Raw genomic sequence first — 14,155 nt, forward strand, 5'->3', positions numbered from 1 at the left:
ATAGCAGTATTTACGTCATCTTTAATAGCTAGTGAGTTGTTAGTCACAGAATCCTTATTCATTTATAAATGCCACGCTGTGACAGGCTACAATGGCAGCGGTCTCAGTACGCAGTCTACTATGACCTAGTGATACAGGTGTTATATTTTTTTGTAGGGCTTGCTGTATTTCTGTAGTTGAGAAGTCTCCCTCAGGTCCTATTAAAATTGTGCAGTCTGTTGCAGGAGATAGTTCGCTTTTAAGGAGACTTTTTGTATCGTCTTCACAATGGGCTATAAATGTATTGCTATGTGCATTTGTTATAAAATCTTTAAAAGGCGTGAGCGGGTTTAGTTTGGGTAGGTGATAGTGCAATGACTGCTTCATTGCACTTTGCAATATTTTAAGAAAGCGCTCTTCCTTTATAACTTTGCGTTCGCTATGATCACAAAGTAGTGGAGTGATTTCTGTAACACCTATCTCTGTGGCTTTTTCTAAAAACCACTCAAATCTATCATTGAGTTTTGTGGGGGCTACAGCGAGGTGTAGTTTGTAATCTCTTGGCTCTTGGTATGTGTGGCTTGTGATAGATAATTTGCATTTATTAGGATTTGCATCATACACCTGCGCAGTAAACAGGTAACCATTACCATTAGTAAGATAGATAGTATCACCAGGCTGCTTACGTAGTACCCTTATAACGTGCTTACTCTCATCCTTAGGTAAAGTGTATGAGGTACTTTCTATATCAAGACTCTTGCTGTAAAATAGTTGCATACTTATATTTTCAATCTAGATTGAGCACTTACTTCTAAGTTTTGAAAAGAATCTTTCTCTACAAGATCTTTATACTTAAGGTATCCCACAATGCCTATCATCGCTGCGTTATCTGTGGTGTATTGAAATTTTGGTAAAAATGTTTTCCAGCCGTGAGTAGTTTCTGCCTTTTTTAGCGCGGTTCTTATACCACTGTTTGCAGATACGCCACCACCTATAGCGATTTGAGTAATGCCAGTTTCTTTTACCGCTTTCTTAATTTTATCCATTAAGATATTTACAATGGTATATTGTATTGAGGCGCACACATCATCCCTATGTTCTTTTAAAAAGTCAGGGTTTGCCTCCTGTTGTCTTTGTACAAAGTACATTATTTGTGTTTTAAGACCGCTAAAGCTAAAGTTAAGACCATCCACCTTGGGTTTTGTAAAAGGAAAAGCTTTTGGATTACCTAGTTGTGCATACTTATCTATGAGCGGTCCTCCAGGATAGGGCAAATCCATAATTTTTGCGCTTTTATCAAAGGCTTCACCCACGGCATCATCTATGGTCTCGCCTATAACTTCCATCTTAAAGTAATCATCTACGCGTACTATTTGTGTATGTCCACCAGATATTGTCACTCCTATAAAAGGGAAACTAGGTTTGTCATAGCCCTCTTCATCTATAAAATGGGCTAGTATATGCGCTTTCATATGGTTTATGTCCAGCAGCGGTATGTCTAGCCCCATCGCAAAAGATTTTGCAAATGAGGTGCCTACCAGAAGGGACCCAAGTAAGCCAGGTCCACTTGTAAAAGCAATGGCGCTTAGTTGTTTTTTGTCGATATTTGCTTTACGTAATGCAGCGGTAACAACTGGTACGATATTTTGTTGATGTGCACGCGAGGCAAGCTCTGGAACTACACCTCCATATTCTTGATGAATCGCTTGGTTTGCAACAACATTTGAGAGTACCTTATCGTTTTGTAATACAGCAGCAGCAGTATCATCACAAGAAGATTCAATAGCGAGAATGTAAGTTTTTTGAGAATCAGTATTCATAAGGCACGTAAGTTGCTATAAGTTTACAAAGTTAAAACAATAAGCCCTATCAAGAAATTTAAAAAAATAGCACTTCGCACGCTTTTGGTGTTGTTCTTACTATTTGGGCTCATCGTGCTACTTTTTTCTATTCCAGCTGTACAAACGCATATTGCAAAAAATGCGACAGATCGTATTAATGAAAAATATGGTACAGAAATACACCTAGAGCGTGTAGGCCTTAAATGGAATGGTGATGTACTAGTAAAAGGTACTCTCATAAGAGATCATAAAAATGATACAATGATCTATGTGCGTGAGCTTGCCACAAGTGTTTACAGTGTTAAAAAGGTATTAGATAGTGATCTTGATCTAGGTGATATAAGTCTAGAGGGTGCACGGTTTTACCTTACTAAATATGAAGGAGACACCTCAGATAACCTTACAATCTTCTCACGTAAATTTGCTTCAAATAATTCTCAAGGAAACACAAATTTTCTATTAGCATCAGACGATGTGCTCATTACCGATGGTAGATTTATGTATATAAATGAGGAGCTTAACGATCCCTTTGTGTTAGATTACCAAAATCTCACTACAGAGTGGGAAGATTTTGTTATAAATAATCAAACTGTTGATGCACATATAACTTCGCTCTCTTTTGATGCTATAAAAGGATACCAGATTAGAACACTAGATGGTATATTTCACTACGATCCAGATTTAATTTCTCTCAACGATTTTTCATTAACTACAGATGATTCTTCACTTGAAGGTGACATTACCTTAGATACCTCAGACGGAGCACTAGACGATTTTAACACGCTGGTAGAGGTAAAGGCCGCTTTCGCGAAAGCGGAAATATCAACAAATGATATACGCCCATTTTACAATGACATTGCACCAGATGTTACCTTGAGCATACAAGGAGATCTCTCCGGCTACCTCAATGATTTTAGAGTACCTAATCTCGAGGTGAGAGGTCTGGGGAACTCTATAATACGTGGAGATGTCTTTTTTGAAAATTTGCTAGACAGTAACAAGTTTAGAATTAGTGGTGATTATAAAAGTGTGCAAACAAATTATTTTGACCTTAAAAAGTTACTCCCAAAACCACTGGAAACCCTACCTACAGAGATGACGCAGCTAGGTACAATACGCTTTGCAGGTAAAAATAGCCTTACAAGAGCTACTGTAGTTACAGAGGGCGTTATAGGTACAGATTTAGGTACCGTTAACCTAGACCTGGCAATGACAGGCTTACAAGATGCCGAAAATGCTGGATATGAAGGTACTGTAATGGTAGATGATTTTAACTTAGGAAAGTTACTTAATGACGATAGGCTGGGTAAGGCAACTTTTAATCTAGATGTAGACGGTAAAGGGTTTATACAAGAGACTATTAATACTAAGCTTTCTGGTACTATAGCAAGTATAGGCTACAATGATTATGATTATAAGGATATTACCATATTTGGAAATCTTAAGGCTCCGGTTTTTGACGGAGAAGTGCTTATAGATGATCCTAATGCTCGTGGTAAGTTTAATGGTCTTGTAGATATATCAAAAGAGATCAATAGTTACGACCTAGAAGCACAAATAGATTATGCAGACCTTGTTTCTCTTAATTTTATAAACGACAGTATCTCTGTACTTAAAGGTAACGTGGTTGTAGATATGAGGGGTACTGGTATTGAGAATATGTATGGTCGTATTTCTTTTGAAGATGCGAGTTACCAAAACAAAAACAACACTTACAGTTTTAAAGATTTTGAGATCACCTCAAAGTTTGATAAAAAACAAGTGCGTACCATTGCTATAAACTCTACAGACATAATAAGTGGTGAGGTGAGTGGTATTTATAAATTTGGCGAAGTGGTGCCACTTTTTAAAAATGCCATAGGTAGTTTATATACAAATTATCAACCTGAGATTCTCACAGAAAATCAGTTTATGGATTTTGAGTTTACGATCTATAATAAGATTGTAGAAGTATTTGTGCCAGATTTAAAACTTGAGCCAGAAACTATTATAAGAGGTAGTGTGGTGGCAGACGACTCTGAGTTTAAACTCACCTTTAAGTCACCGCAAATAGATGCCTTTGGGTATATGGCAGAAGCTATAGAAGTACGTGTAGATAACAAAAACCCACTATTTAATACATACGTCGCTGCAGATAGTATAAACGCAGGATTTTATGCGGTATCAGACTTTAACCTAATTAATGTGACTCTTAAAGATACACTCTTTATGCGCTCAGAGTTTACGGGTGGTAAGCGCAATGATGACTCTTTTGATTTGTCATTATATCATACTATTAATGAAGAAGGAAACTCGGTATTAGGTTTTAAAAAATCTGAAATTGTATTCAAGGATACGCCTTGGTTTATAAACGAAAAAAACGACCAGAATAACAGTGTCGTATTTGATAATAACTTTAAAGATATAGATATTAAGACCTTGGTGTTAAGTCATAAAGATGAGCTTATTGATCTTAAAGGCCAGATACGTGATAGCACCTATAAGAATATAAAAGCAAATTTTAAAAACGTAGATCTAGCCAAAGTAACTCCAGAGCTCGATAGTCTCAACCTGGGAGGACGCATTAATGGACAGCTAGATGTACTTCAGAAAAATGGTGCTTATTTACCTGTTACCTCTCTAGCAATTTCAGACTTCTCTGTAAATGAGACTAACCTTGGGCAGCTAGATATAAATGTAAGAGGTAATGCAACTTTATCAAAATATGAGATTGAGTCTCGCCTTGCACGTGAGGGATTAAAATCCTTTACAGCAAATGGGACTATAGATGCTGCAGGCACTATACCTATTATAGATATGGCTGTGGGCCTTAAAGATCTTGATTTAAGCCCATTTAACCCTATGGGACAGGGCGTGATAGATAGAATACGTGGCTTAGTGAGTGGTAATGCAAAAGTAGAGGGAGACTATCGCAACCCTGAGATAAATGGTAATTTGACCTTAAAAGATGCAGGTTTACAAATTCCTTATCTCAATGTGGATTATGATTTTAGAGGTATTTCAAATGTTGTTTTAAGAAAACAAGAGTTCGAGTTTCAAGCTGTACAACTGGAAGATATCAAGTATAAAACCTTAGGTGTTCTTAATGGTAAGATAAGCCACAAGTCCTTTAATGATTGGAAACTCGATTTAGGTATAAGCGCCTCTCGAATTGCCGTACTCGATACCGAAGAAGATCTAGAGTCGCTCTATTATGGTACAGCTTTTCTAGAAGGAGAGGCTTTTATAAAAGGCCCTACAGATAATCTAGTGATAGACGTTTTTGGAGAAACTGCCAAGGGCACCGTTTTTAAAATCCCTATAGATGACTCAGAAACTCTAGGTGACAACTCCTACATAAAGTTTTTAAGTCCAGAAGAAAAAGAGGCTCGTATTAACGGTGAGAAAATTATCACAGAAGCGGTAAAAGGTCTTTCTGTAAACTTTGATTTAGATATTGATCCAGATGCAGAGGTAGAGGTGGTTGTAGATAAAACTAATGGAAGTACCTTGAGAGGGAGAGGAGTAGGTACCTTACTTATACAACTTGATACCAATGGTAAGTTTATAATGAATGGGGATTTTATTGCCACCGAAGGTGTTTTTAATTTCCGTTACGGAGGTATTGTAACAAAAGACTTTATATTACAACAGGATGCAAACATACGCTGGGATGGTGATCCAGCAAAAGCTATACTCGATGTAAGCGCAATCTATAGAACGCAGGCTAACCCAAGTACATTACTAGAAACTTCTACCGTAAATAGAAAAATACCAGTAAACGTAATTATTAACCTAGCAGGAGAGCTGTTAAAGCCAGATATTACTTTTGATATTGAGTTTCCTGGTGCTGGTAGTACCGTGGTGTCAGAGTTAGAATTTTTATTACAAGACCGTAATGCAAAAGAGCTTAACGCTATATCTCTTGTTTCACAGGGAGCGTTCCTAAGTTCGGCAAGTGTAAATACCGCTACTGCGGCTGTAAATAATCTACTTGAGACTACATCTTCTATACTATCTGGTATTCTCTTTAATGATGACGATAGTATTTTTGACGTGGGAGTAGATCTTGTACAAGCAGAGCGTGACCCTACGGCAAATATCCAGTCTGCAGGTAGAGTAGGAGTGACCCTGTCTACTCAAATCACAAACCGAGTTCTTATAAATGGTAAAGTAGGTGTCCCTACAGGAGGTATTAGTGAGAGTGTGATTGTGGGTGATGTAGAGATAGATTTCTTACTTAATGAAGATGGAACGTTACGAGCAAAAGTTTTCAATCGCCAGACAGATATCCAGTTTATAGGAGAGATAGAAGGTTATACCCAAGGAGTGGGACTTTCATATGCTGTAGATTTTAATACTTTTAAAGAACTACTACGTAAAGTATTTAAAGGCAAAGTAGAAGAAGCTGTTCTTCAAGCTCAAGGCGAAAGAGATGTCCCAAAAAAGATTGGACCAGATGGCGTTCAATTTAATAAATAGGAAAAGTCTTTTTTTACGCTTTCGCGAAAGCGTAATTCTTCCCATTTCATCATTTTCGGCCTCTTTTTAATGTGTCATAATTAAGAATTCCAAAAAACTTTTCAACCGAAAACGTTTGAAATTGACAATCCAATAAATTACACCCCAATTCATTGATTTTTCTACATTAAGTTTGCTAAATTTAATCTAAAATTGTGCTTATATGAGTAAAAAAATCACCAAAATAGCAGTTATGACCTCTGGAGGAGACGCCCCAGGAATGAATGCTGCAGTAAGATCTGTTGTACGTACTTGTGCTTATCACGAGTTAGAATGTGTAGGGATACACAGAGGGTATGACGGTATGATTGAGGGTGATTTTATTCCGCTAGACGCAAGAAGTGTACGTGGTATAATTAATAAAGGAGGAACCTTTTTAAAATCTGCCAGGTGCGAGCGTTTTAGAACTACAGATGGTAGGCAGATTGCTCATAACCAGATGGTAAAGGCAGGTATAGATGCACTTGTAGTAATAGGTGGTGACGGTACATTTACAGGAGCACTTCATTTTAACGCAGAGTTTGACTTCCCAGTGATAGGTATACCTGGTACAATAGATAATGATATAAGTGGTACAGATCGCACACTAGGGTATGATACAGCACTTAATACTGCTGTAGATGCTATAGATAAAATACGTGATACTGCACACTCACACGATAGGCTCTTTTTTGTAGAAGTAATGGGCCGCGATGTAGGTCACATTGCTCTTAACGCTGGGGTGGGTGCTGGTGCCGAAGAGATTTTAATACCAGAAGAAGATATGGGTATAGAACGACTAGTAGAATCACTACAGCGGTCTAAAATATCTGGAAAATCATCAAGTATCGTTGTCGTAGCCGAAGGTGATAAAATAGGGAAATCTGTTTTTGAACTTAAAGATTATGTAGATGAAAATCTTGAGGGGTATGACGTACGTGTTTCTGTACTAGGGCATATGCAGCGAGGAGGATCTCCTACTTGCTATGATCGCGTGCTAGCTAGCCGTATGGGAGTAAAGGCTGTAGAGAGTCTTATAGAAGGAAAAAGTAATTATATGGTAGGTACCATACACGATACAATGACCCTTACACCGCTAGAACAAGCAATTAAGGGTGAGAGTAAAATAAATAAAGAATTAATCCGTGTGTCAGAGATAATGACCACATAATAATAGAGAAGAACAATGGCAAATTTAAAATTAGGAATAAACGGTTTTGGACGTATTGGACGTATCGTATTTAGAGCGACAGTAAAGCGTGATAATGTAGATGTAGTAGCAATAAACGATTTACTGGATGTAAATCACCTAGCGTACCTTCTTAAATATGACTCTGTACACGGACGTTTTGATGGAACTGTAGAGGTAAAAGATGGGCACCTTGTTGTAGACGGTAAAACTATACGTGTTACTGCAGAGCGTGACCCTAAAAACCTTAAGTGGGATGAAGCTGGAGCAGATGTTGTAGCAGAGTGTACGGGTATCTTTACGACTCTAGAAACTGCAAATTACCATATAGAGGGTGGAGCAAAGAAAGTCGTAATATCTGCGCCTTCTAAAGATGCACCTATGTTTGTAATGGGAGTAAATGATGGAGATCTTACGGCAGAACATACCGTAGTGTCTAACGCGTCTTGTACTACAAACTGTCTAGCACCTATGGCAAAAGTTATAGAAGATAACTTTGGTCTTGAAGAGGCCCTTATGACTACAATACACGCAGGTACTTCTACACAATTTGTAGTAGACGCACCTAGCCGCAAGAACTACCGTCTAGGCCGTAGTGCTTTAAATAATATTATACCTACATCTACAGGAGCTGCAAAAGCAGTAGGGAAAGTACTACCAGCAGTAGATGGAAAACTTACAGGGATGGCTTTCCGTGTACCTACGGCAGATGTTTCTGTGGTAGACTTAACTGTGAAGACTTCAAAAGCAACGTCTATAGAAGCTATTAAAAAAGCATTTAAAGATGCTGCCGAAGGATCTATGAAAGGTGTGGTAGGTTATACAGAAGATGCAGTTGTATCTCAAGATTTTGTAAGCGAGACACGTACTTCTGTATTTGATGCAGATAGTGCAATAGAGTTAAACCCAACTTTTTTCAAGCTTGTATCTTGGTATGATAATGAGTTTGGATACTCAAACAAACTCGTTGATCTTGCAGAAAAAGTAAATACACTTTAAGATGCATTAACGCGCTTTTGTAGTAATATATACTTAGCTGCTCTTAAATAGGAGGTAGGTGTATATTGCTGTAAAAGCGTTTTTATATTATTTTTCTTCATACACGTATTATATGATTTTAGTAGTAGATAGCGGTTCGACAAAAACAGATTGGATTGCGCTAACTGATGATGGTAAAAGTCTTTTCCAAACACAAACTTTAGGATTAAATCCTCAAGTTTTATCTCGAGAAATTTTAAGAGAACGTATTGTAAACAACTTTGAGCTTTATAAACATAGAAAAGATGTAAAAGCACTTTACTTCTATGGTGCTGGTTGTGGTACAGAGCGCCCTCGTGTATTAATGAGAAGTGTTTTTGATGAGATATTTACTCAAGCTACTGATATTGTTCTTAAAGAAGATACGTATGCAGCATTATATGCTACAGCCACAGAGGGAGAGAGAAGTATTGTCTCTATACTAGGTACAGGGTCAAACTGTAGTTATTTTGATGGTACAGACATCATTCAGAAAGTAGTTTCTCTAGGTTATGTAGTAATGGATGATGCTAGTGGTAATTACTTTGGACGTCAACTTATACGTGATTATAAGTTCGGGAAAATACCAGAAGTGCTAGCCCAAAAATTTGAGTCAGAATATGATTTAAGTTCAGAAAACATAAAGAATCACCTTTATAAAAATCCTAACCCTAATACATATCTAGCAACCTTTGCACGTTTCATTATTGAAAATAAAGATGAGGAGTATTGCCAGAGCGTCATCAAGGAAGGGCTTTCTGTATTTGTAGAACACCAGATTGTTCTTCAGTTTCCAGATGCAAAAGACATACCTATACACTTTGTAGGTTCTATAGGTTTTTATTTACAAGCAGAACTCAAAGAAGTATTGAATAGTTTTGGACTTACAGCTGGTAAGATTCTTAAGCGACCTATAGATGGCCTCGTTGCGCATCATAAAGAACACATACTTGCCAAGTAGCAACACTGTTAATTATAAAAAGAAAACAGCTGGAGTATATTAAGTTTTACTACCGTTATACAGAGAATTATAACCCATAAAACAACACGTATCCAGTTTTTTGAAACAAGTGACCTAAGATCTCCATCTGTGTGAGTGTTTTGGGTCACTTTTTTATGTAACGGTACAAATATAAGTGCAGTGGTAACCCAGGTAGATAATACAAAGACTAGATAAATAGTCCCTATCATATATAAGCCACCGGTAACTACCGTATAAACGGCTAGTAAAAGTTGTATGACCATAAGCGGCCCTACTACTACAGCAATCTTACCTGTATACTTGTTATGCCAGTTTACAAGATTGTCACGATTATAATATAAGAAGCTAGGGTATATTATAAGCTGTACGATTACAATAAGTACGACAAGAGCCGCATCTACTGCAAGACCTACGAGGCTTAGTGAATCTATCATAATTGTGTCAGCCGTATTAAGTGCTATAAATCCTTACGGTAGGTTCTTCTACGTTTGTGAAGCTTGTGTTCGTAATTTTTCCAGAGCTGTTGTATGGCTTTATTTTCTTCTAGTTCTGGGTTTGTTTCAACTTGAGTAATCCCTCTAGAGTTAAATAGTTCCTGCATTTTCTGAAAAATAACAGCCGTAACTCCTTTGTTTTGATACTCTGGATCAATACCTATAAGGTAGAAGGCAGCAGTGTCATTTTTCTTTTTTGCTTTAAGCAAGTGATAAAACCCAAAGGGAAAGAGCGATCCATTTGCTTTTTTAAGGGCTTCATTAAAAGATGGCATTGTAATAGCAAAAGCAACGAGTTTACCCTCCTTATCTTGTACACACTTTATAAAATCTGGATGAATATATTTTATATATTTCTCCTTATAGTGATCTATTTGATACTGCTGTATAGGTACAAAGGTGCTAAGAGTATTATAGGTTTTATTAAGCAACCCAAACATCTCATCTACATACGGCTTTACATCTGCAGAGGTTTTAAACTCTAGTGGGCTAAGCTCGTAACGCTTTGCAATAATATCTGCAAATTTCTTCACTTTTGGGTTCTGCTTTTCTGGTGGGTCTATTTGAATTTTATATTCAACCCATTCGGCAGCTTTTTCAAAACCTAGTTGTTCAAAGTGATCCTTGTAATATGGGTAGTTATACCAAGTAATCATTGTGTTGAGATACTCAAATCCCTCTATAAGCAATCCTGCTTTCTCCATATTAGAAAAACCTACCGGTCCTTCTACAAACTCAAGATTGTTTTCTTTTCCTATCTCTGAGACTTTGGATAACAGTGCTTTAGTCACCTCTATGTCATCTATTACATCAAACCAGCCAAAACGCATTTTAGGTTTCTTTTGCTCGTTGATTTCTATATGATTGATGATAGCACAAATTCTTCCTACGGCTTCTTGTTTTCCGTTTTCCGCTTTCGCGAAAGCGAGAAAATAACGTGCCTCTGCATTTTTAAACACAGGATTTTTTGCTGGGTCCATACTATCTAGCTCATCTGCTATGATGGGAGGTACCCACTTAGGTTCATCTTTATATAGGGAAAATGGGAACTTAACAAATTGTTTAAGTTCTTTAGGGGTAATCATTTCCTTAAGCGTAATCATCTGCAATATTTAGGGGGTATTATTTAATGCCGTCACCGTCAGGATCTACTGCATCTTTACGTTTTTTGTTTTTATTTATGCGCTCTGCTTGACGCTTTGATGAGCTCTTTTTGTCACCATCTGCATCTCTATCTTTTATAATCTCATCCTTCTCGTGTAAATCTAGTCTATAAGAAACTCCTGCAGAGACGTTCCAGCGGGTAGGGGTGTCTTTAAAGTTTGCCAGACCACTAAGGTCTACTTGTAGATTTTTTGTGATAAGATATGCAGCTCCCGCTCGTACTAGATAATCTGCATATAGATCACCATCTATAAGCTGGTACTCTGCAAAGCCAGCAAATTTTGAATTAAAGGAGTGTGTTAAGGTTGTAATCCAAGAGTTAGTAGGGTATGTGGTACCTGCTCTATCTACTATAATATTATTTACCCACACCCAGCGACCCCAGTTATGCTGGAGTATAAGGGCTAAGTTAGGACTAATACCATCCTCACGTATAGAATTAAACTGGCTGTTTTCAAAATCAAAAACACCTCCAGCATATACTGTTACAGCAGGGATGAGTGACTTCCATTTAAAACGTCTATTTGCGTGGTAACTATATAGATTTACCTCGTCACTAGCATATTTATATGGGTCATAAATAAGATATTTAGCACCTATTTGTACCGTCTCTAGTCCTGCGATAACATCTGGCGTGGCAGATCCAGAAATAAATGATACCTCATTGCGCTGGTATCTCATAAACCCGTTAAGCTCTAGTTTTTCAAAAAATAAACCGTAACGTAAATTGAGGTTATACCCCAGTATATCTGTATCAGTTTGTAAAAGCGAGTGGGTGTCATTCCCAATGTCAAAACCAGTTTCTACCTGTAAAACACGAGTCCCTACACTAAAAGCGCCTTGAGATTCTCCAGGTCTGTTTGAGTTAATTGTCTCTGTGTATTGTGCTGTAATGGAGCTTGTTGTAGCGACACAAATTAATAGAGTAACAATAATACGTACGGTGTGCATAAAGGTTATGGGTTAGTCGTTCAAATATAGAAGAATTTATCTTTTTTTTAGGCTTCTACATCTCTTTGTTGCAAGCTATAATTACTAATTTTGAAAAAAAAGTAAAGATTATGCTGCTAGTTGCAGAAATTCCAAGTTTTATTAAAACGATTGCCATCATACTTCTGGTATATTTTGGGCTTCGTTTCTTGGCAAAATTAGCTTGGCCATACATTGTACGGTACATTACAAAAAAAGCCGGTCAGAAAATGGAAAATGCCTTTAAAGGCTTCCAGCAACAGACTCAACAATATGGGCAATCACAACAAGAGCCTACAAGAGATGTTCCTAAAAAATCTTCAAAAGTAGTAGGAGAGTATGTAGACTATGAGGAAATAGATTAATGTTGAGTACGCTTTCGCGAAAGCGTAAAACCACATTTCTATAACCATTTTTTAGAGTCATTAGGCACTTCAAGATTGCAAAGCACTTATCTTTGCGCTATGTCTACACTTGTACAAATAAATGTTCTCCCACACCAAGCCGAAGATGATGACTACATCGCAGAGGTTGCTTTTAAAAAAGCCCGACTTCGTGCAGACGATGTGCGTGAGTGGGATATACGTAAGCGCTCTATAGACGCTCGTAAATCACCGGTAAAAATATCACTACAAATAGAGTTTTGGAAAAAAGGCGAGGAGCGACCTAGTATCCCTCCATTTGTACCACAAGATGTTTCTAACGCTCCAGAGATAGCCATTATAGGAGCTGGTCCTGCTGGATTGTATGCCGCATTACGCGCCGTAGAAGGCGGACTAAAACCCATAATTTTTGAGCGTGGTAAAGATGTAAGAGCTAGAAGACGAGATCTTGCGGCTATAAACAAAGATCATATTGTTAATCCTGATTCAAATTATTGTTTTGGAGAAGGAGGCGCAGGCACTTACTCAGACGGAAAGCTTTATACACGATCAAAAAAGCGTGGTAATGTACTTAAAGCTCTAGAGTGGTTTGTACACTTTGGCGCGGTAGAAGATATACTGGTAGATGCACATCCTCACATAGGTACAAACAAGCTTCCTAAAATTATTACCGCAATGCGTGAGGCTATTATAGCACACGGCGGTGAAGTACGTTTTGATACGAAGCTTACAGATCTCAAAGTGGTGGATAACCAGATTATCGCTATACAAGTAAACGATACAGACTGGCTAGATTTTGATAATGTGATACTAGCAACTGGTCACTCGGCGAGAGATATATTTTACTTACTCCATAAGCGTAATATTAAGATTGAGGCAAAGCCATTTGCCATAGGTGTACGTATAGAGCACCAGCAAGAACTTATAGATGATATACAGTATCACTCAGATGGTGATAATCCTTATTTACCTCCAGCGTCTTATAGTCTAGTACAGCAGGTAGACGGTATGGGGGTCTACTCTTTTTGTATGTGTCCAGGGGGTATTATAGCACCTTGTGCAACAAGTCAAGAAGAGGTAGTGACAAACGGCTGGAGTCCATCTAAGCGTGATAATCCGTATGCAAACTCAGGTATTGTCGTGAGTGTAACTCCAGAAGATTTGCCTAATTATAAAAAGGATGATCCCTTTGTATGTCTTGATTTTCAAAAGTCTGTAGAGCGTGCTTGCTGGGAAGCCGCAGGAAAAACGCAAGCAGCACCGGCACAGCGTATGCGGGACTTTGTAGACGGTCGTGTCTCAAAAAACTTCCCAAAGACGTCGTATCAACCCGGTATTGTTTCTGTAGATCTCAATAAAGTTTTACCAGATATTTTATCTAAACGTTTAAAGAAGGCGTTTAGAGCTTATGGTAGAAAGATGAAGGGTTACCTTACTAATGATGCCGTAATACACGCACCAGAGAGTAGAACGTCATCACCCGTATCCATACCGCGTGAGTGGGAAACCCTAGAGCACGTAGAGGTAAAAGGCCTTTATCCTTGCGGGGAAGGAGCTGGATATGCTGGGGGTATCATCTCTGCAGCCATAGATGGTATAAATTGTGTTGATAAGATTATTGAAAAGAAGCAGGCGTAAAGTAACACAACTCTTACAAG

The 14,155-nt window shown here is 37.9% G+C and carries 11 protein-coding genes; 6 read left to right on the forward strand and 5 right to left on the reverse strand.

Annotation, left to right across the window (positions count from 1 at the left end; genetic code table 11):
- Nucleotides 1–54: 54 nt before the first annotated feature.
- Nucleotides 55–756, reverse strand: a complete 702-nt coding sequence (locus MED134_RS01035; protein WP_021779246.1) for a 16S rRNA (uracil(1498)-N(3))-methyltransferase — start codon at nt 754–756, stop codon at nt 55–57.
- Between the two features lie 2 nt (nt 757–758).
- Nucleotides 759–1,799 (reverse strand): tRNA (adenosine(37)-N6)-threonylcarbamoyltransferase complex transferase subunit TsaD, encoded by a 1,041-nt coding sequence (tsaD, locus tag MED134_RS01040; RefSeq protein WP_021779245.1) that lies wholly within the window; start codon nt 1,797–1,799, stop codon nt 759–761.
- An 87-nt stretch (nt 1,800–1,886) separates the two neighbouring features.
- Here tsaD and MED134_RS01045 point away from each other — a divergent pair, with 87 nt between their 5' ends.
- From MED134_RS01045 to MED134_RS01060, 4 genes are all read left to right on the forward strand, one after another.
- A complete protein-coding gene (locus MED134_RS01045; RefSeq protein WP_237747136.1) occupies nt 1,887–6,281 on the forward strand; it encodes a translocation/assembly module TamB in 4,395 nt (1,464 codons plus the stop codon).
- A gap of 202 nt (nt 6,282–6,483) precedes the next feature.
- Nucleotides 6,484–7,470 carry a 6-phosphofructokinase gene (gene pfkA, locus MED134_RS01050; RefSeq protein ID WP_021779243.1) on the forward strand — a complete coding sequence of 329 codons (987 nt, stop codon included), beginning with the start codon at nt 6,484–6,486 and terminating at the stop codon, nt 7,468–7,470.
- 15 nt (nt 7,471–7,485) lie between these two features.
- Entirely contained in the window at nt 7,486–8,487 is a 1,002-nt protein-coding gene (gene gap / locus MED134_RS01055) for a type I glyceraldehyde-3-phosphate dehydrogenase (RefSeq protein ID WP_021779242.1), read from the forward strand.
- Between the two features lie 112 nt (nt 8,488–8,599).
- The gene (locus tag MED134_RS01060) at nt 8,600–9,466 is read left to right on the forward strand and encodes a hypothetical protein (protein WP_021779240.1); all 867 of its coding nucleotides are present in this window, start codon (nt 8,600–8,602) and stop codon (nt 9,464–9,466) included.
- Nucleotides 9,467–9,474: 8 nt separating this feature from the next.
- On the opposite strand, the gene MED134_RS01065 is transcribed toward MED134_RS01060, so the two are convergent.
- The 3 genes from MED134_RS01065 to MED134_RS01075 are packed head-to-tail and all read right to left on the reverse strand — an operon-like array spanning nt 9,475 to nt 12,096.
- Nucleotides 9,475–9,921, reverse strand: coding sequence for a hypothetical protein (locus MED134_RS01065; RefSeq protein ID WP_021779239.1), 447 nt, complete (start codon nt 9,919–9,921; stop codon nt 9,475–9,477).
- Nucleotides 9,922–9,944: 23 nt separating this feature from the next.
- Nucleotides 9,945–11,084 (reverse strand): GNAT family N-acetyltransferase, encoded by a 1,140-nt coding sequence (locus MED134_RS01070; protein WP_021779238.1) that lies wholly within the window; start codon nt 11,082–11,084, stop codon nt 9,945–9,947.
- Between the two features lie 19 nt (nt 11,085–11,103).
- Nucleotides 11,104–12,096, reverse strand: coding sequence for a transporter (locus tag MED134_RS01075; RefSeq protein WP_021779237.1), 993 nt, complete (start codon nt 12,094–12,096; stop codon nt 11,104–11,106).
- Nucleotides 12,097–12,206: 110 nt separating this feature from the next.
- On the opposite strand from MED134_RS01075, the gene MED134_RS01080 reads away from it, so the two are divergent.
- Both MED134_RS01080 and MED134_RS01085 read left to right on the forward strand, forming a co-directional pair.
- Complete coding sequence (locus MED134_RS01080; protein WP_038596790.1) at nt 12,207–12,479, forward strand: hypothetical protein; 273 nt, start codon at nt 12,207–12,209, stop codon at nt 12,477–12,479.
- Nucleotides 12,480–12,578: 99 nt separating this feature from the next.
- Nucleotides 12,579–14,135 carry an NAD(P)/FAD-dependent oxidoreductase gene (locus MED134_RS01085; protein ID WP_021779235.1) on the forward strand — a complete coding sequence of 519 codons (1,557 nt, stop codon included), beginning with the start codon at nt 12,579–12,581 and terminating at the stop codon, nt 14,133–14,135.
- The last annotated feature ends 20 nt before the right edge of the window (nt 14,136–14,155 follow it).

The sequence above is a fragment of the Dokdonia sp. MED134 genome (assembly GCF_000152925.2).
Taxonomy (GTDB): Bacteria; Bacteroidota; Bacteroidia; order Flavobacteriales; family Flavobacteriaceae; genus Dokdonia.

Excerpts from the sequence above, each read along its gene's own strand:
- MED134_RS01070 (WP_021779238.1), bottom strand. The coding sequence starts at position 11,084 with ATGATTACGCTTAAGGAAATGATTACCCCTAAAGAACTTAAACAATTT.
- MED134_RS01060 (WP_021779240.1), top strand. The coding sequence starts at position 8,600 with ATGATTTTAGTAGTAGATAGCGGTTCGACAAAAACAGATTGGATTGCG.
- MED134_RS01085 (WP_021779235.1), top strand. The coding sequence starts at position 12,579 with ATGTCTACACTTGTACAAATAAATGTTCTCCCACACCAAGCCGAAGAT.
- gap (WP_021779242.1), top strand. The coding sequence starts at position 7,486 with ATGGCAAATTTAAAATTAGGAATAAACGGTTTTGGACGTATTGGACGT.
- tsaD (WP_021779245.1), bottom strand. The coding sequence starts at position 1,799 with ATGAATACTGATTCTCAAAAAACTTACATTCTCGCTATTGAATCTTCT.
- MED134_RS01035 (WP_021779246.1), bottom strand. The coding sequence starts at position 756 with ATGCAACTATTTTACAGCAAGAGTCTTGATATAGAAAGTACCTCATAC.
- MED134_RS01075 (WP_021779237.1), bottom strand. The coding sequence starts at position 12,096 with ATGCACACCGTACGTATTATTGTTACTCTATTAATTTGTGTCGCTACA.
- MED134_RS01080 (WP_038596790.1), top strand. The coding sequence starts at position 12,207 with ATGCTGCTAGTTGCAGAAATTCCAAGTTTTATTAAAACGATTGCCATC.
- MED134_RS01065 (WP_021779239.1), bottom strand. The coding sequence starts at position 9,921 with ATGATAGATTCACTAAGCCTCGTAGGTCTTGCAGTAGATGCGGCTCTT.
- pfkA (WP_021779243.1), top strand. The coding sequence starts at position 6,484 with ATGAGTAAAAAAATCACCAAAATAGCAGTTATGACCTCTGGAGGAGAC.